Raw genomic sequence first — 17,958 nt, 5'->3', positions numbered from 1 at the left:
TGTTGAAACAATACGATCGGTGATCGGTTTAAAATAACGTCAGTAACACGATGCTGAAACAACACAGGCTGGAATAAATACTATGCTGAGTGCTTCTTCGCTTTATGCGGCTATTGATTTAGGCTCAAACAGTTTTCATATGCTGGTTGTTCGTGAAGTATCCGGCAGCATTCAAGTCGTCACTCGCATCAAACGCAAAGTCAGGCTGGCTGCCGGATTGGATAACAATAATCACTTATCACAACAGGCGATGGAACGGGGATGGCAGTGTTTACGCCTTTTTTCCGAATATCTCCAGGATATTCCTGTCTCGCATATCCGCGTTGTTGCTACAGCAACCTTGAGGCTGGCAGAAAATTCAGAAGGATTTGTCAGGAAGGCCTCAGAAATACTGGGTAACCCTGTCCATGTGATCAGCGGCGAAGAAGAAGCTCGGCTCATTTACCAAGGTGTCGCTCATACAACTGGCGGATCTGAAAAGCGACTTGTCGTCGATATTGGCGGCGCCAGTACTGAATTGGTAACAGGTATTGGCGCCAGGGCCAATCAGCTTTTCAGCCTTGAAATGGGTTGTGTTACCTGGCTGGAACGTTATTTTAATGATCGCCGCCTGGCAGCAGAAAACTTTGCCAATGCAGAAGCGGCTGCCCATCATATTCTCAGCCCTGTCAGCACTAAGTTGCTCTCACAAGGCTGGAAAATTTGTGTAGGGGCTTCCGGCACGGTGCAGGCCTTGCAGGAAATTATGATTGCCCAAGGTATGGATGAATTGATCACCCTACCTAAACTCCAGCAACTTAAACATCAGGCGATGGAATGCGGCAAGCTGGAAGAGTTGGAAATTGATGGGCTGACCCTGGAACGGGCATTGGTTTTTCCCAGTGGATTAGCCATCTTAATCGCCATTTTTCAGGCCTTGAATATCGAAAGTATGATATTGGCGGGTGGCGCACTGCGTGAAGGCCTGGTTTACGGGATGCTGGATTTACCGATTGAGCAGGATATTCGTGCAAGAACCCGACTCAATATTCAGCATCGCTTCCAATTGGATATCGCACAGGCACAGCGTGTCAAACAGTTGGCCGACCATTTTTTCCAACAAGTTACCCGATCATGGAAACTGGACGAACGTTGTCATGAGTTATTAAGCAGTGCCTGTTTGCTCCATGAAATAGGCCTGTTTGTGGATTTTCGCCAAGGACCTGCCCACTCCGCTTATTTGATAAGCCACTTGGATCTGCCTGGTTATACTCCCGCCCAAAAACGACTTTTAGCGGCCCTATTGAAAAACCAAAACGGCCCCGTCGATTTAGCCTCACTCAGTCAGCAAAATGCCGTATCACCGCAACAGGCACAACGGCTATGCCGTCTATTACGTCTGGCGATTATTTTCGCCAGCCGCCGGCGGGATGATATTTTACCCGCTTTACGGTTACAGGCGGAAAATGAAACCCTGACAGTCACTTTGCCCCATCAATGGCAGATAAAACACCCACTCAGAGCCGAAGCATTACAGCAAGAAATGAAGTGGCAGAGTTATGTCCAATGGTCACTATTTCTTGAAGAGCAAAATAACGCTCGTCTGGGCTAACGTTTTACCCTCCTGCATTTATCCGCAAATGCAGGGTTAACAGGGTATGCTTTATTGCTTATTGTCGTTTTTCTGCCCGATCCCCAAACGGGATTTAATATCAGCAAGGCGCGATTGCCCCTGTTTCATCCTTTCTTCTGCACTTATCACCCGCTTACCCTGCGGCCAATCCAAATCATCCTGTGGCAATTCAAGCAAGAATCGACTCGGCTCTGGACGGATAAGTTCACCAAACTGACGACGCTCTTTGCTGAAAGTGAAGAAAAGCTCTCTACGCGCGCGCGTAATGCCTACATAAGCCAAACGGCGCTCTTCCTCAATGTTATCTTCATCAATACTGCTTTGGTGTGGAAGCAAACCTTCTTCCATACCCACTAAAAAAACATAGGGAAACTCCAACCCCTTGGAAGCATGTAACGTCATCAACTGAACCTGATCCAGCCCCTCATCTTCCTCGTTTCTCTCCAGCATATCCCGCAACGTAAAACGCGCCACGATCTGGGCAAGGGTCATTGGCTCATTCAAGTCGTCTCCCTCAAGCATTTCACTCATCCAGGTAAAGAGTTGGTTGACGTTCTTCATTCTCATTTCAGCCGCCTTAGGGCTGGGGGAGGATTCATATAACCAGCTTTCGTAATCCATACCACGCAGTAAGTCTCTTACCGCCAGCAATGGCTCCCGCTCCGCCTGACGGGATATTTCATCCATCCAGTAGGCAAAGCGCTGTAATGCAGCCAAACCGCGTCCGGTCAAATATTGTTCCAACCCAAGATCAAAACTGGCTTGATACAAGCTCTTGTTACGCTGACTCGCCCACTCACCCAATTTTTGGATCGTTACTGCACCAATTTCTCGCCGTGGTGTGTTGACGATACGTAAAAAGGCACTGTCATCCTCAGGATTGGTCAAGACACGCAGGTAAGAGAGCAGATCTTTAATTTCAGGCCGAGAAAAAAATGATGTTCCGCCTGAGATTCGGTAAGGAATACGGTTTTGCATCAACATTTTTTCGAAGATACGGGATTGGTGATTACCACGATATAAAATAGCGTAATCTTTGTAGTCTGTTTTATGGATAAAATGGTGAGCAAGCAGCTCCCCGACGACACGCTCAGCTTCGTGATCTTCATTGCTCGCTTCGATCACCCTGAGCGGTTCCCCATAACCCAATTCTGAAAAAAGTTTTTTCTCAAAGACATGAGGGTTGTTGGCTATCAGAATATTCGCCGATTTTAATATCCGCCCTGATGAACGGTAATTTTGTTCCAGCTTAATGACATTCAACTGCGGGAAATCGTCTTTCAATAAGATCAAATTCTGTGGGCGAGCACCACGCCATGAATAAATGGATTGATCATCATCACCAACCACCGTAAAACGTGCGCGATGACCGACCAATAATTTCACCAGTTGATATTGACTGGTATTCGTATCCTGATATTCATCCACCAGCAAATAGCGAATTTTATTCTGCCAGCGTTCCCTCGCGTCCTCATCATGCATTAACAGCAATGTGGGTTTGGTAATCAGATCATCAAAATCAAGCACATTACAACTCGTCAGATGCAAGTCATAGCGACGGTAACACTCTGCAAACTGGTGTTCCTGCGCTGAACGAGCCATTCTCATCACCTGCTCTGGCAACATTAAGTCATTTTTCCAGTGAGAAATGTTCGAAATCAGTTTTTGCAGCAGATCCTTGTCTTCTTCTAACAAATCCGCGGTGAGATCTTTTAGCAACGCCATCTGGTCTTGATCATCAAACAATGAAAAATTGCTTTTCATTCCCAGCGCCTTGTATTCACGCTTAACGATCTCCAACCCTAAGGTATGGAAAGTCGAGATCATCAACCCGCGGGTTTCCTTACGGCCCAAAGTTTGTGCAACACGCTCTTTCATCTCACGTGCGGCCTTATTGGTAAAAGTGACTGCCGCAATATGGCGAGCCTGATAACCACAGGCGCGGATCAGGTAGGCAATTTTATTGGTGATGACTCTCGTCTTGCCAGAGCCAGCACCTGCCAGAACCAGGCAAGGTCCTGTTACAAATTCAACCGCTTGTTGTTGACTTGGATTTAATCGCATACTGTTTCGAAAACTATATCAGGATGAAAGTTCAGGGAGTGGAATTGTAGCAGAAAGCAAGGCTAACCAGACGGTTTTCTTTACCGCAATGAATTATTACAAGAAAAGATAAATAACAACATGAATATAAGCCACTTTTTAACATAATATAAAAATTATCGTGTGTTTTATTTTTTATAAGATGAATAATAACGGCGGGAAAAATAAAATCCTGACCCATGTTCTTAATCCATAAACAGATAGCCACCTTGTTTTCAATATCTTAAGCTATCACCAATTACTCTCATCCCTTTGTTATTGATACATTTTTTAATAAAGCGGGCAGATGGAAAAATCCATACCTTACTTGCATAATAGCCACTAATATTATCTCACGAGGAATTTAAATTATTCTGGTTAACTATATCAATATTGATGTTGCTGTCATTGAAATACATCGAATCTATTTAACTGCATTAATGTTATAACAATCAATTACGCTTATTGACATACCATCAATATACCCAATAGATTTCAAGTTGTGGCTTGAAAGATAAAGGGGATCAAAGAGGATGTAATATGTTACGCAAAACCGGCTTTTTCTTTGATGAACTCTGTTTCTGGCACAATTCTGGATTATTACATGTCATGACATTTCCGGTTGGAGGATGGGTACAGCCTCCCAACGGGGCAGGACATGCTGAATCACCGGAAACAAAACGCAGAATGAAGAACTTAATGGATGTTTCCGGTTTAAGCCATTCGTTACAACTGCGTAGTGCAGAACCCCTCGATGATGCAACGCTGAGGTTAGTTCACACCGAAGATTATTTACAACGTTTTCTGAAGCCTATGTACCTTTCTGTGGGTTAGCTGTCATGGAGGAATTAAGTGGCGTACGCACCAAAATTAACGATCCGGCACTGAATATGCTCCAATCGCAGCAACCAAAAGAACGATTTGACGCATTCCAGCGCCAAGTCATTGATGAACTGAAACTAAAATTTAATCTGTAAGAATGAAAAATCGCCCTGCCCGATAAAATAATTTCGGGCAGGTAAAATAGGATGTTAGCCACCGACGGCAATGCGTTTCATATCCGTCATATAACCACGCAAAGTACGGCCGATAACTTCAATTGGATGGTTATGGATCGCTTCATTGACATCACGTAGCTGCGCATTATCAATGCTACGATCAGCAACGGCTTTTCCTAAATCCCCAGCTTGCAACGCTGCCATAAACGTCTCTTTCAGCAACGGAACCGCGACGTACGAGAACAGATAGTTACCGTATTCCGCAGTATCAGAAATGACCACGTTCATTTCATACAAACGCTTGCGAGCAATGGTATTCGCAATCAATGGCAATTCATGCAAAGATTCATAATAAGCAGACTCTTCGATAATGCCCGTATCTACCATCGTTTCGAATGCCAGTTCTACCCCCGCTTTGACCATTGCAATCATCAGGACGCCATGATCAAAGTATTCCTGTTCACTGATATGCCCTGAGTAGTCTGGGTAATTTTCGAAGGAGGTTTTACCGGTTTCCTCACGCCAGGTCAGCAAGTTTTTATCATCATTCGCCCAGTCTGCCATCATCGTGGCAGAAAATTCACCCGAAATGATGTCATCCATATGTTTCTGGAACAACGGCGTTAAAAGGGTTTTCAGTTGTTCAGACAAGGCATAAGCGCGCAATTTGGCTGGGTTGGACAGACGATCCATCATCAACGTTATGCCACCTTGTTTCAGGGCTTCGGTGATAGTTTCCCAACCAAATTGGATTAATTTTCCGGCATAACCGGGAGCCACACCCTCAGCAACCAGTTGGTCATAGCACAACAGAGAACCCGCCTGTAACATGCCACACAGAATGGTCTGTTCTCCCATCAGGTCAGATTTAACTTCTGCTACGAAAGAAGATTCCAACACGCCAGCCCGATGTCCTCCGGTTGCGGCAGCCCACGCTTTCGCGATCGCCATCCCTTCACCTTTGACATCATTTTCTGGATGGACAGCTATCAGGGTCGGCACACCGAATCCACGCTTATATTCTTCACGCACTTCTGTGCCTGGGCATTTAGGGGCAACCATCACAACGGTGATATCTTTGCGTATTTGCTCACCCACTTCGACAATGTTAAAACCATGGGAATAACCCAGCGCTGCGCCTTCTTTCATCAAAGGTTGAACCGCCTGAACCACCGCTGAATGCTGTTTGTCTGGCGTCAGGTTGATCACCAAATCGGCCTGTGGAATTAACGCTTCATAAGTGCCAACGTTGAAACCATTTTCGGTTGCCTTACGCCATGAGGGACGTTTTTCATCAATCGCTTCTTTACGCAGGGCATAGGCAATATCTAAACCAGAATCACGCATATTGAGACCTTGGTTTAGCCCTTGCGCACCACAACCGATGATCACCACTTTCTTGCCTTTCAAATACCCTGCTTCGTCAGTAAATTCTTCTCGCGCCATAAACCGGCATTTGCCTAACTGCGCCAATTGTTGACGCAAGTTCAACGTATTAAAATAATTCGCCATGGTGACTCCGATATAATAATTAGAGGTGAGGTCGTTTGCATAGCAACAATATATGACATGAAAGCCATTGCTGAAATTGATATATTAACAAGACTATATTGCAGTTTATGCAACAAACTTTCTTACGGCACAAAGCCGCTGGATAAAGGGCCTAAAAGCGATGGATCTACGTGATTTAAAACTGTTTTTACACCTTGCGGAAAGTTGCCACTTTGGGCGCTCAGCCAAAGCCATGCACGTCAGCCCATCGACACTCTCACGCCAGATCCAACGTCTTGAGGAATTATTGGGACATCCACTTTTTCTGCGGGACAACCGAACCGTAAAATTGACTTCCGCTGGCGAACAATTCAAACAATTTGCTCAGCAAACGCTCCTGCAATATAAGCAGCTACAGCATTCTTTAAACCACCAAAGCCCATCACTGACGGGAGAGTTACGTCTGTTCTGTTCAGTCACGGCGGCATATAGCCATCTGCCACAAGTATTGGATAAATTTCGGGCAGAGCACCCCTTAGTGGAAATCAAGCTGACAACAGGCGATGCGGCTGATGCCGTAGATCGCGTTCAATCCGATGCTGTGGATTTAGGGATTGCAGGCAAACCAGAGAAATTACCCGATAATGTCAGCTTTACTAAAATCGGTGAAGTACCATTGGTACTGATTGCCCCTTCCCTGCCTTGCACCGTAAGAAATCTCGCTACCCAGGAACACCCTGATTGGAATAACATCCCGTTTATCCTGCCGGAGCACGGCCCTTCCCGCAAACGCATTGAACTTTGGTTCCGTCGGCATAAGATTTTGCATCCCGTCATTTATGCGACAGTCTCCGGCCATGAAGCGATAGTTTCTATGGTCGCACTGGGTTGCGGCGTTGCATTGATCCCGACGGTTGTTGTCGAAAACAGTCCCGAACCAGTGCGTAACCGTATTTCACTGCTGGAAAATATTGCACCGGTCGAGCCGTTTGAATTGGGGGTTTGTGCACTAAACAAGCGCTTAAACGAACCTTTGATGAAGACGTTTTGGGAACTACTGTAACCTTTACGAATTCCATCCAAAAGAAACGAAATAAGAGAGTGTTTATATCTCCCCGCGCAGCGGGGAGATATAAGACGCATCTTGAAAGACGACGGGTATATTGATTTATTGCTTAAGTCAAAAATAATTTGAATGAGGGATTATCGGTTTCGTCATGATATTCATAGCCCAGTGCATCCAAATAGCGATCAAAACGCACTTCCGGCTCTGAAAGCTCAAAAGCAGCCAATACTCGCCCATAATCCATGCCGTGGCTACGGTAATGAAACAGCGTGATATTCCAGTGAGTTCCCAAGGTTTGTAAAAATTTTAGTAAAGCGCCTGGTGATTCAGGAAAGGCAAAACTAAACAACCGTTCCTGTAATGGCCTGGAGGGTCTGCCACCGATCATATAACGCACATGCAGCTTCGCCATTTCATCATCCGTAAAATCAGCGACTTGATATCCCGATGCTTTTAGCTCTTCAATGATTTCACAACGTTCAGTATTTCCCCGACTCAGTCTGATACCGACAAAAATGCAGGCCTGGTTTGGATCTGTTGCATCTGAATAACGATAACTGAATTCAGTCACAACACGAGAACCCAGTATCTGACAGAACTGCAAGAAACTCCCTTTTTGTTCAGGAATAGTCACTGCCAGCAAGGCTTCACGCTGTTCCCCAAGTTCACAGCGTTCTGAAACGTAACGTAATCCATGAAAATTCACATTAGCGCCAGAAAGAATATGCGCTAATCGCTCCCCTTTAATCTGGTGTTGCTGGACATATTTCTTTAAACCTGCCAGCGCCAGCGCGCCAGAAGGCTCGGCAACGGCTCTGACATCTTCAAAAATATCTTTCAAGGCAGCACAGATGGCATCACTGTCTACGGTAATGACATCATCAACATATTTCTGGCATAAACGAAACGTTTCGTCGCCAATGCGTTTGACTGCCACACCTTCCGCAAATAATCCCACTCTTGGCAAATCAACCGGGCGCCCTGCTTCCAGCGCCGCTTTCAAACAGGCAGAATCTTCAGCTTCCACGCCAATAACTTTCATTTCAGGTACAAGCTGTTTAATAAGAACGGCAACCCCCGCAATCAATCCACCACCGCCAACCGGAACAAAGATGCGATCAAGATGAACATCCTGCTGTAGCAGTTCCATCGCCAGCGTCGCCTGGCCGGCAATCACAACCGGATGGTCAAAGGGGGGAACGAAGGTATAACCGTGCTCTTTTGCCATCTCAATGGCTTTTGCCTTCGCTTCATCGAAGTTTGTACCATGCAACAAAACCTCGCCACCAAAACTGCGAACCGCATCGACTTTAATATCCGCGGTTGCTATCGGCATAACAATGGTGGCTTTTATGCCAACCTTACTGGCGGATAATGCAACACCTTGCGCATGGTTGCCTGCGGAAGCCGTGATCACGCCTTTTTCTTTTTGCTCTTCCGTCAAACCCGCGATCATCGCGTATGCACCACGCAATTTGAAACTATGTACCAACTGGCGATCTTCCCGTTTAACCAAAATCGTATTGCCTAAACGTGCAGAAATTTTTTTCATTTCCTGTAAGGGAGTGACTTGAGCAATATCATAAACTGGCGCACTCAATGCCGCCTTGAGATATTCCGCTCCCTTGGGTTCAGTATTAAGAGGATAAACCGCCACAATCAACTCCCCAGTTTGGTTTTATCACGCACAGCGCCTTTGTCAGCACTGGTCGCCAATGAAGCATAAGCACGTAATGCCAAAGAAACCTGACGCTCACGGGATTTCGGTGTCCATGCCTTAGCTCCGCGAGATAATTCGGCTTGTGCGCGCTCTGCAAGTTCTGTTTCCGTTATGTCCAACTGAATTTTACGGTTTGGAATATCAATATTGATGATATCGCCGTCATTAATCAGGCCAATCAAGCCACCATTTGCCGCTTCTGGCGATACATGGCCAATCGATAATCCCGATGTTCCGCCGGAAAAACGCCCATCCGTAATTAATGCACAACTCTTCCCCAGCCCCATAGATTTCAAATAGGTAGTGGGGTAGAGCATTTCCTGCATGCCTGGGCCACCTTTCGGCCCTTCATAACGAATAACCACCACATCGCCGGCCACGATTTTCCCACTGAGAATGGCGTCTACTGCCTCATCCTGGCTTTCATAAACTTTGGCAGAACCACGGAAAGTCAGGATTTCTTCATCAACGCCTGCTGTTTTCACAATGCAACCATCTATTGCAATGTTGCCAAACAAAACGGCCAGCCCACCATCCTGACTGTAAGCATGGGTATGCTCACGAATACAGCCTGCTTTGCGATCGGTATCCAGCGATGGCCAACGGCAATCCTGTGAGAAAGCTTTCGTGGTACGAATGCCAGCTGGCCCCGCTGCATACATCCGGTGAACACTTTCGTCTTTCGTCAGCATGATGTCGTACTGGGCCAACGTGTGTGGCAAATCCAACCCCAAAACATTTTTCACATCGCGATGCAAAAGCCCTGCACGATCAAGCTCACCAAGTATCCCCATCACGCCACCTGCGCGATGTACATCTTCCATATGGTATTTCTGAGTGCTTGGAGCAACCTTACATAAATGCGGCACTTGACGAGACAGACGATCAATATCCGCCATCGTAAAATCAACTTCACCTTCCTGTGCAGCGGCCAACAAATGCAGGACGGTGTTCGTCGAACCGCCCATCGCAATATCTAATGTCATGGCATTTTCAAAGGCAGCTTTAGTCGCAATATTACGCGGGAGAGCGCTATCATCATCTTGCTCATAATAGCGTTTAGTCAGTTCAACAATGCGCTTACCTGCGTTGATAAACAAATTTTTGCGATCTGCATGAGTCGCGAGCAGTGAACCATTACCGGGCTGCGAAAGCCCAAGTGCTTCAGTCAGGCAATTCATCGAATTCGCCGTAAACATACCGGAGCAAGAACCACATGTCGGGCAGGCTGAACGTTCGATTTGGTCGCTCTGTTCATCACTGACATTGGGATTGGCGCCCTGGATCATGGCATCGACCAAATCCAGCTTAATCAGTTGATCGGATAAGCGCGTTTTACCCGCCTCCATTGGACCACCAGAAACAAAAATGACTGGAATATTTAAGCGCAGAGATGCCATCAACATGCCTGGCGTGATTTTGTCACAGTTGGAAATGCACACCATGGCATCCGCACAGTGGGCATTGACCATATATTCCACCGAATCAGCGATCAATTCACGTGAAGGCAATGAATAGAGCATTCCACCATGCCCCATCGCGATACCATCATCAACCGCGATGGTATTGAACTCTTTCGCAACGCCTCCAGATGCCTCAATCTGTTCTGCCACCAGCTTACCGAGATCACGCAGATGGACATGCCCTGGCACGAACTGCGTGAATGAATTAACAACCGCAATGATAGGTTTTCCAAAATCTGCATCGGTCATTCCTGTGGCTCGCCACAAGGCACGTGCGCCCGCCATATTGCGGCCATGAGTTGTCGTAGCAGAACGGTATTTAGGCATTGTCTTGACTCCCATCTCTGTCTTATCAATTAACTTCAACGATTAAAACAGGCGGGGAACGACCGCCTGCTGAGTTTTATCTTTTTTATTAAGGGTTAACGGGATCTAACCAGCCCCATTTATCTTCTGTCGTACCATCAAATAGGCCAAAAAACGCGTTTTGGATCTTTTTAGTCACTGGGCCACATTTGCCGATCCCAACCTGAATACCATCTACGCTACGAACCGGTGTGATCTCCGCCGCCGTTCCGGTCATAAAGACTTCATCCGCTAAATAAAGCGATTCGCGAGAAAGTGCCTGCTCACGCACTTCCAGACCAAGATCCTGTGCCAATTTGATGATGGCATCACGGGTGATCCCCGGCAAAGCCGATGAAGTAAATGGCGGCGTGAATAAAACGCCCTCTTTCACTTCAAACAAGTTTTCGCCCGCACCTTCTGAAATATAACCGTGCACATCCAGTGCAATCCCTTCCTGATAACCATGACGTCGCGCTTCACTTCCCACCAGCAAAGAAGAGAGATAATTTCCCCCGGCTTTTGCACCTGTAGGGATCGTATTGGCTGCCACACGATTCCATGAAGACACCATCGCATCAATGCCCTGATCCAAGGCTTCCTCACCAAGATAAGCGCCCCACGGAAAAGCGGCAATAATAACGTCTGTTTTATAACCCGCAGGTGGGTTTACTCCCATTCCAACATCCCCCACAAAGACCAGTGGACGAATGTAAGCACTAATCAATTTATTTTTGCGCAGTGTTTCACGGCAAGCCTCCATCAATTCATCAACACTTTGGCTCACTGGGAAACGGTAAATTTTGGCTGAGTCACGCAAGCGTTGCATATGTTCACGATGCCGAAAAACAACAGGTCCTTTGTGGGAGTCATAGCAACGGATCCCTTCAAATACCGACGTTCCATAATGTAAGGCATGGGACATAACGTGAACTTTAGCCTCTGCCCAAGGCACCATTTCCCCATTGAACCAAATATAATCAGCTTGCTTTGTCATTCTCAGTTTTCCTTCAATGGCGCATTACGCGCTTATTAATCGTGATTTTTTATGTTTGATCTCGACACCAGACACATCCACTAATTTCATCAGTTGAGAAAAAAGTAAATTAACCGGACGCTGGCTAGTCACGGTGAGTTCAATATTCACATTATCACTATCTGTTATATGATCCATATTCAATGCATATATCTGAAATCCGCGGTGACGGGTAACTCTCAAGATACGCTCTAAAATCTCAGGACAAAACCGCGCCTTAATAGCAAGTTGATGCTGTATCATAATGGCTTCTCCAACATGGTTTCGTTACTTGCGCCTGGTGGAACCAAGGGCCAGACATTCTCTAATTCATCAATAGACACGTGTAATAAGTACGCGCCCTCGCTGCTGAACAACGCATCCAATGCGCCATCCACTTGTGCTTTATCCGTAATTCTCTGTCCCGGAATACCAAAGGCCTGCGCCAACATAAGGAAATCAGGATTATCAGTTAAAATCGTTTCGCTATAACGTTTGTCAAAAAACAACTCTTGCCACTGGCGAACCATGCCTAATCTTTGGTTATCCAATAAGATCAATTTGACTGGCAATTGTTTGCGTTTAATGGTGCCCAATTCCTGAACGTTCATCATGAAGGAGCCGTCACCTGATATGCAGATAACCCTATCTTTTGGGCGAGCCATCTGGGCGCCAATCGCCGCTGGAATGCCGAATCCCATCGTGCCTAATCCACTTGAGGTAATGAAATTCTCTGGTTGACTAAAAGCCATGTGCTGGGCAGCCCACATCTGGTGCTGCCCAACATCAGTTGTGATAACCGTATTGGGCGAAGCACGTTCAGAAACCTGCTTCAATAACAACGGAGCATAAATACTTTTACCCTGATAGTCATAACACCATGCATGTTCGTTTTTTAATTGTTTGATTTTTTGCTGCCAGGCTTGGATCGATAAAGGTTGTTGTAAATGAGGCAGGAGGGTTTTTAAATCACCTAATAATGAAACGTGCGTCTGACGTAATTTATTGAACTCAACAGGATCAATGTCCAAATGAATCACTTTGGCATTAGGGGCAAAAGTATTCAGCTTCCCGGTAACACGGTCATCAAAACGTGATCCAGCGGCAATTAACAAATCACAGGATTGAACGGCAAGATTAGCCGCTTTAGTGCCATGCATCCCTAACATTCCCAAATAACATTCATGTCCAGAATCTGCCGCGCCCAACCCTTTCAATGTGGAAACAACGGGAATACCCGTTTCAGATACAAAATGGCGTAATTCAGCAACAGCACCAGACATGCCAACGCCCCCACCTATGTACAGAATGGGTTTCCGAGATGCAGCCAATAATTGACGGGCTAATTCAATTTCTTGTTTTGGAAGAGAAAACGTAGGGGGTGTCGGTATTAAATAGGGCGCAAAATCGCCTTGGGCCAACTGAATATCTTTGGGTAAATCAATCAGAACAGGGCCAGGACGACCACTCATGGCAATGGTAAAGGCTTCGGCCATGATTTGAGGTAATTTTTCCAGTGAGTCAACAAGAAAACTGTGTTTTGTACAAGAAAGAGACATTCCCAGTATATCAATTTCCTGAAAGGCATCCGTCCCTATAAATTCAGAACTTACCTGCCCAGTAATGGCGACAACAGGAACAGAATCCAAGAATGCGTCGGCCAATCCCGTGATTAAGTTAGTTGCTCCTGGCCCTGATGTCGCGATACAAACGCCTGGCCTACCACTTGCTCTCGCATAGCCAATTGCAGCCATAGCGGCGCCTTGTTCATGGCGACATAAAATATGCTCAACGCCTCCGTCATACAACGCATCATAAACTGGCATGATAGCGCCACCAGGATAACCAAAAACTTTTTCAATTCCCTGTTTTCGTAATGCCTCTACAACTAATTGTGCCCCGTTCATTGCCGCCTCCCCAGTTTATGTTTACCTTGCCGTTGGCTATTGTGATGTTGTGTTATTTCTACGTATCGAACTTAGTTTGAAGCCTAAAAAAAACCCCCGCGCCTTTCGGTGCGGGGGTTTTTCGGATTCTGGCTAGTTTTTCTGTCTAAGCCGTTCTTCGTCCAAGTGCAGCCCCGCACGGTGGGATAATCACCACCACGCTCACAATAATTAGGCTAATCACTAGGACAAATGTGTTCATAATTTTATTTGTTTTTAACTCGTATGCTTGACGTATATTTAAGAGTTATCACTTTCTCTGGTTGTTGACAACGATTATTTTTATTTTTTTATAACAAAATTATTTTATTGATACTTTTCACTTAGATAGAAAGAGAACAGATAAATTCACTGGCATTTAGCCATTTATGTCGCACAAAATTTCACAACTTTGTTATTTTGCAGAATAATTAACAAATAAAATGATAAAAAGCAGTTAATAATACAAATCACCATAACATGGGTAAAATATGGTTTAACCTAACCCGCCTGATTAATAATCATTATTATTAACAAAATTCAAAGCTAAAATTAATAAAATTAAATTTATGAATTTCATCCTGTTATAATGACTAAAAAATAGCACCTACTCACATGCGATATTTTTTCATAAGCGTTACCTTGTATAACATTATTCATATATAACATGATGTTATTATTAAAATCCAAACTACTGAATGATTGCAATATAACTATTAAGATAAATATATTTACGAGCCTTTTCACAAAATAACGAAAGCCGACTTTTCATTATTTTTTATCGATTCATGATAGCAGCTTTCTTGCTAAGGAGAGCATCATGACACTTGCCGTTATCCATACACGGGCAACAATCGGTATTAATTCCCCTACCGTCACGGTAGAAGCACATATCAGTAATGGCTTACCTGGCCTCACCCTCGTCGGCTTGCCTGAAACTACCGTAAAAGAAGCCAGAGATCGTGTCCGAAGTGCTCTGATCAATAGTGGTTTTACTTATCCTCCCAAGAGAATTACTGTCAATTTAGCACCCGCGGATCTCCCCAAAGAAGGGGGAAGATATGATTTACCCATCGCTATCGCAATTCTGGCAGCATCGGAGCAGATCACGACAGATAAGCTACATAATTATGAGTTTTTAGGTGAATTAGCCCTCTCTGGTGAAATACGGCGAGTCACGGGAGCAATTCCCGCTGCCTTGAGTGCTAAAAAAGCGGGAAGGCAACTCATCCTCTCCGCAGGCAATCAAACTGAACTGGCAATTTTGTCTCAAAATGAAACGCTAATGGCAAATCATTTGCTACAAGTCTGTCATTTCTTACAAGGAGAAAAAACGACCTTACCTTTCCCTGCTCCTGTTGAACTACAGACTGAAGCATTTGTTCTGGATATACAGGACATCATTGGGCAGGAACAAGCTAAACGAGCATTGGAAATCACTGCCGCTGGCGGTCATAATCTTCTGCTACTCGGTCCCCCTGGCACCGGTAAGACCATGCTTGCCAGCCGATTATGCAGCTTATTACCACCATTAACACATCAGGAGGCGCTAGAAGTCGCTGCAATCAATAGCTTAGCGGGATGTTCAGTTAGTCCCAAAAAATGGCATACACGCCCGTTTAGAGCCCCTCATCACAGTTCTTCAATGGCAGCTCTTGTTGGGGGAGGCTCAATCCCCAAGCCAGGAGATATTTCTCTTGCCCATAATGGCGTATTATTTCTAGATGAATTACCCGAATTTAACCGTAGTGTCCTTGATGCCCTGCGTGAGCCATTGGAATCTGGCGAAATAGTGATATCCCGTGCCAGGGCAAAAGTCCGTTTCCCTGCCCAAGTTCAATTGATTGCAGCTATGAATCCTAGCCCAACCGGCTATCATCAGGGGCTACATAACAGAAGTAGCCCACATCAAGTATTACGCTATCTTTCCAAACTTTCAGGTCCTTTTTTAGATCGGTTTGACCTCTCTATTGAAGTCCCCCTACTTCCCCCAGGAATTTTAAGTCAATCATCAACAAAACATGGTGAAAGTAGCCAGGAAGTCAAAAAACGCGTAGCAAGGGCAAGAAAAATACAAATAGAGCGGTGTGGACATATCAATGCCCATCTCAGTAGCAAACAAACCGAAGATATTTGCAAAATTAGCATGGAAGATGCTGTTTTTCTGGAAAATACTTTATTGAAATTAGGACTGTCTATACGTGCCTGGCACAGAATACTCAGGGTGTCCCGTACAATTGCAGATTTAAAAGACCAAAAAAGAATAGAAAAACAGGATATTATGGAAGCACTCAGCTACCGAAGTATGGATAGGCTACTTATTCAATTACAGAAACAGGTTGGGTAGGTGACTGATTGGAAGAGAGGCAACCGCCCCTCTTCTGTAGGTGATTAATATCAATGATGGTATTAATCATCACTATCGGTATAGTCTTCTGTAGCATCAACCTGTGGTTTTCCACCGGAAAGTGTATGGAAGCGTTTTGGACGACTAACTTTTTCCAAATACTTAGTCCATAACTTTTCCTCTGTCGTTGCAGGTGCACGTTCACCACGGCAAACTGCAACAAACAGTTTTTCTTCTTCTGTTTGAGGTTCACGTTTACCAAGGTCCAATTCATTGAACGCATGACCATGACGTTCTAGCAATTGAGCCTCTTTGATGGTGAAATCACCATGACGGGAAAATCCACGTGGATAATGTTTATTATCGAAAAAACGATTAGTCGTGATGAAGCTTTCAGCCATCTGACACACTCCTAACTCTAAGTCATACTAATTATGGCGCGGAGTATTAGGGAGGCTTGACATTCTGTAAAACAAAATATTTAAATCTTAACGACAAAAACTATTGGAGATACATGTGGACACTGAATTACTGAAAACCTTTTTGGAAGTCAGTAAGACTCGCCACTTTGGTCGGGCGGCTGAATCGCTTTATTTGACACAATCCGCTGTTAGCTTTCGGATCCGACAATTAGAAAATCAGTTGGGGACCAATTTATTCACTCGACATCGCAATAATATCCGCTTAACAGCAGCCGGAGAACGCCTGGTCCCTTATGCAGAATCACTAATGAGTACCTGGCAATTGGCGAAGAAAGAAATCAATTATGTCGCCCAGCACACAAAACTTTCTATCGGTGCTACAGCATCCCTGTGGGAAAGTTATCTAACATCCTGGCTAAACACATTTTATCAACACCATCAGGAAACTAGAATTGAGACTCTGGTTTCGACACGCCAGTCGTTAGTCAAGCAGTTACATTCTCGTGAATTAGATCTCTTAATTACGAGTGAGCCGCCTAAAATGGATGAGTTTCAAAGCCAGTTAATAGGTAAAATCCAGCTTATTTTATTAACGACCCAGAATAATCTTGATAAAGGGGTGGAGAATTATATTAAATTAGAGTGGGGCGCTGATTTTCATCAGCAAGAACAACAAATCTTAAAGAATGATCATCCTCCGATCATGACAACCACATCAGCGCATATTGCCAGAGAATTATTGAATAGCGTAAATGCTACAGCCTTTCTTCCTATACACTGGCAAGAAGAATATCCGAAACTCGTTGCCTTACCTAATAATGAGTTAATAGAACGACCGTTATATGCTGTATGGCTGCAAAACAGTGACCAGCAAGCCCTCATCCAACATTTATTAAAAATTCCTGTCGAAAAAGCGTCTGCAACTGCCCAAGAGCAATTTTTATCAAAGTAAGGAATGTATACGATATAGCGCGCAAAGGAGTCGCGCCTGCAAAGAAATGAGAATGACACGAAACCAGAGATTAAAACTATGCTTCAGAATGTCAGAGTTGCAATATGTGAGAGTTGCATAGAAAGTGACAAGCAAGAAAAAACCCAGCTAAATTTAGCTGGGCTATTAATCTGAAAGCTATATCAATTATTACTTAGTTGTTAACTGGCAGGGGCGGAGAGACTCGAACTCCCAACACCCGGTTTTGGAGACCGGTGCTCTACCAATTGAACTACGCCCCTAAATACGGTGGCGGTGCGGACGGGACTCGAACCCGCGACCCCCGGCGTGACAGGCCGGTATTCTAACCAACTGAACTACCGCACCACCGAATTTCTGACCACTTGCTGCTTTTTGTGCCGGCAACAAAGGCTTAATTGAATGTCTGGCAGTGCCCTACTCTCGCATGGGGAGGCCCCACACTACCATCGGCGCGACGGCGTTTCACTGCTGAGTTCGGCATGGATTCAGGTGGTCCCAC

Annotated in this window: 14 protein-coding genes, 2 tRNA genes, 1 pseudogene and 1 other annotated feature; of the genes and pseudogenes, 6 read left to right on the top strand and 11 right to left on the bottom strand. The window is 45.1% G+C overall.

The window, feature by feature from the left end; all coding sequences use genetic code 11:
- The first annotated feature begins 82 nt into the window (after positions 1-82).
- On the top strand, positions 83-1,591 hold the full coding sequence (gene gppA / locus Xkoz_RS01725) for a guanosine-5'-triphosphate,3'-diphosphate diphosphatase (protein WP_099140466.1): 1,509 nt from the start codon (positions 83-85) through the stop codon (positions 1,589-1,591).
- Between the two features lie 51 nt (positions 1,592-1,642).
- Here the strand turns inward: gppA and rep are convergent, their stop codons facing one another.
- Positions 1,643-3,676 carry a DNA helicase Rep gene (rep, locus tag Xkoz_RS01720; protein WP_099140465.1) on the bottom strand — a complete coding sequence of 678 codons (2,034 nt, stop codon included), beginning with the start codon at positions 3,674-3,676 and terminating at the stop codon, positions 1,643-1,645.
- A 558-nt stretch (positions 3,677-4,234) separates the two neighbouring features.
- Here rep and Xkoz_RS22505 point away from each other — a divergent pair.
- Together Xkoz_RS22505 and Xkoz_RS22500 are read left to right on the top strand one after the other, a co-directional pair.
- A pseudogene (locus tag Xkoz_RS22505) lies at positions 4,235-4,498 on the top strand (class II histone deacetylase); the annotation flags it as partial.
- A gap of 35 nt (positions 4,499-4,533) precedes the next feature.
- Complete coding sequence (locus Xkoz_RS22500) at positions 4,534-4,671, top strand: hypothetical protein (RefSeq protein ID WP_244183369.1); 138 nt, start codon at positions 4,534-4,536, stop codon at positions 4,669-4,671.
- Between the two features lie 54 nt (positions 4,672-4,725).
- On the opposite strand, the gene ilvC is transcribed toward Xkoz_RS22500, so the two are convergent.
- Positions 4,726-6,204, bottom strand: a complete 1,479-nt coding sequence (gene ilvC / locus Xkoz_RS01710; RefSeq protein WP_099140464.1) for a ketol-acid reductoisomerase — start codon at positions 6,202-6,204, stop codon at positions 4,726-4,728.
- A gap of 160 nt (positions 6,205-6,364) precedes the next feature.
- Here ilvC and ilvY point away from each other — a divergent pair, with 160 nt between their 5' ends.
- Positions 6,365-7,246 carry an HTH-type transcriptional activator IlvY gene (gene ilvY, locus Xkoz_RS01705; protein WP_099140463.1) on the top strand — a complete coding sequence of 294 codons (882 nt, stop codon included), beginning with the start codon at positions 6,365-6,367 and terminating at the stop codon, positions 7,244-7,246.
- Positions 7,247-7,358: 112 nt separating this feature from the next.
- On the opposite strand, the gene ilvA is transcribed toward ilvY, so the two are convergent.
- From ilvA to ilvL, 6 genes are all read right to left on the bottom strand, one after another.
- A complete protein-coding gene (ilvA, locus tag Xkoz_RS01700; RefSeq protein ID WP_099140462.1) occupies positions 7,359-8,906 on the bottom strand; it encodes a threonine ammonia-lyase, biosynthetic in 1,548 nt (515 codons plus the stop codon).
- 2 nt (positions 8,907-8,908) lie between these two features.
- Positions 8,909-10,759 carry a dihydroxy-acid dehydratase gene (gene ilvD, locus Xkoz_RS01695; protein WP_099140461.1) on the bottom strand — a complete coding sequence of 617 codons (1,851 nt, stop codon included), beginning with the start codon at positions 10,757-10,759 and terminating at the stop codon, positions 8,909-8,911.
- Between the two features lie 88 nt (positions 10,760-10,847).
- On the bottom strand, positions 10,848-11,774 hold the full coding sequence (locus Xkoz_RS01690; protein ID WP_099140460.1) for a branched-chain amino acid transaminase: 927 nt from the start codon (positions 11,772-11,774) through the stop codon (positions 10,848-10,850).
- A 24-nt stretch (positions 11,775-11,798) separates the two neighbouring features.
- The gene (gene ilvM, locus Xkoz_RS01685) at positions 11,799-12,056 is read right to left on the bottom strand and encodes an acetolactate synthase 2 small subunit (protein ID WP_099140459.1); all 258 of its coding nucleotides are present in this window, start codon (positions 12,054-12,056) and stop codon (positions 11,799-11,801) included.
- Positions 12,053-13,699, bottom strand: coding sequence for an acetolactate synthase 2 catalytic subunit (ilvG, locus tag Xkoz_RS01680; protein ID WP_099140458.1), 1,647 nt, complete (start codon positions 13,697-13,699; stop codon positions 12,053-12,055). Before ilvG ends, ilvM begins: the two co-directional genes overlap by 4 nt.
- Before the next feature lie 145 nt (positions 13,700-13,844).
- Positions 13,845-13,940, bottom strand: coding sequence for an ilv operon leader peptide (ilvL, locus tag Xkoz_RS01675; protein ID WP_099140457.1), 96 nt, complete (start codon positions 13,938-13,940; stop codon positions 13,845-13,847).
- Positions 13,941-14,537: 597 nt separating this feature from the next.
- On the opposite strand from ilvL, the gene Xkoz_RS01670 reads away from it, so the two are divergent.
- Positions 14,538-16,064, top strand: coding sequence for a YifB family Mg chelatase-like AAA ATPase (locus tag Xkoz_RS01670; protein ID WP_099140456.1), 1,527 nt, complete (start codon positions 14,538-14,540; stop codon positions 16,062-16,064).
- 62 nt (positions 16,065-16,126) lie between these two features.
- Here the strand turns inward: Xkoz_RS01670 and Xkoz_RS01665 are convergent, their stop codons facing one another.
- Entirely contained in the window at positions 16,127-16,465 is a 339-nt protein-coding gene (locus Xkoz_RS01665; protein WP_099140455.1) for a MaoP family protein, read from the bottom strand.
- A 115-nt stretch (positions 16,466-16,580) separates the two neighbouring features.
- On the opposite strand from Xkoz_RS01665, the gene hdfR reads away from it, so the two are divergent.
- Positions 16,581-17,438 (top strand): HTH-type transcriptional regulator HdfR, encoded by an 858-nt coding sequence (gene hdfR / locus Xkoz_RS01660; protein ID WP_099140454.1) that lies wholly within the window; start codon positions 16,581-16,583, stop codon positions 17,436-17,438.
- A gap of 205 nt (positions 17,439-17,643) precedes the next feature.
- Here hdfR and Xkoz_RS01655 read toward each other — a convergent pair.
- Together Xkoz_RS01655 and Xkoz_RS01650 are read right to left on the bottom strand one after the other, a co-directional pair.
- Positions 17,644-17,719: transfer RNA gene (locus Xkoz_RS01655), tRNA-Trp, on the bottom strand.
- Between the two features lie 8 nt (positions 17,720-17,727).
- Positions 17,728-17,804: transfer RNA gene (locus tag Xkoz_RS01650), tRNA-Asp, on the bottom strand.
- 66 nt (positions 17,805-17,870) lie between these two features.
- Positions 17,871-17,958 (bottom strand) — a sequence feature (5S ribosomal RNA rRNA prediction is too short).

Origin of the sequence: Xenorhabdus kozodoii, assembly GCF_002632875.1 — a bacterium.
GTDB classification, from domain to species: domain Bacteria; phylum Pseudomonadota; class Gammaproteobacteria; order Enterobacterales; family Enterobacteriaceae; genus Xenorhabdus; species Xenorhabdus kozodoii.
Note: the sequence above shows the minus strand (reverse complement) of the source record. Positions and strands in the feature narration are given on the sequence as shown.

Bases quoted from the DNA above. Each gene is read 5' to 3' on its own strand.
- ilvM (WP_099140459.1), bottom strand. From the start codon at position 12,056: ATGATACAGCATCAACTTGCTATTAAGGCGCGGTTTTGTCCTGAGATT.
- ilvL (WP_099140457.1), bottom strand. From the start codon at position 13,940: ATGAACACATTTGTCCTAGTGATTAGCCTAATTATTGTGAGCGTGGTG.
- Xkoz_RS01665 (WP_099140455.1), bottom strand. From the start codon at position 16,465: ATGGCTGAAAGCTTCATCACGACTAATCGTTTTTTCGATAATAAACAT.
- Xkoz_RS22500 (WP_244183369.1), top strand. From the start codon at position 4,534: ATGGAGGAATTAAGTGGCGTACGCACCAAAATTAACGATCCGGCACTG.
- rep (WP_099140465.1), bottom strand. From the start codon at position 3,676: ATGCGATTAAATCCAAGTCAACAACAAGCGGTTGAATTTGTAACAGGA.
- Xkoz_RS01690 (WP_099140460.1), bottom strand. From the start codon at position 11,774: ATGACAAAGCAAGCTGATTATATTTGGTTCAATGGGGAAATGGTGCCT.
- ilvY (WP_099140463.1), top strand. From the start codon at position 6,365: ATGGATCTACGTGATTTAAAACTGTTTTTACACCTTGCGGAAAGTTGC.
- ilvC (WP_099140464.1), bottom strand. From the start codon at position 6,204: ATGGCGAATTATTTTAATACGTTGAACTTGCGTCAACAATTGGCGCAG.
- gppA (WP_099140466.1), top strand. From the start codon at position 83: ATGCTGAGTGCTTCTTCGCTTTATGCGGCTATTGATTTAGGCTCAAAC.
- ilvD (WP_099140461.1), bottom strand. From the start codon at position 10,759: ATGCCTAAATACCGTTCTGCTACGACAACTCATGGCCGCAATATGGCG.
- ilvG (WP_099140458.1), bottom strand. From the start codon at position 13,699: ATGAACGGGGCACAATTAGTTGTAGAGGCATTACGAAAACAGGGAATT.
- Xkoz_RS01670 (WP_099140456.1), top strand. From the start codon at position 14,538: ATGACACTTGCCGTTATCCATACACGGGCAACAATCGGTATTAATTCC.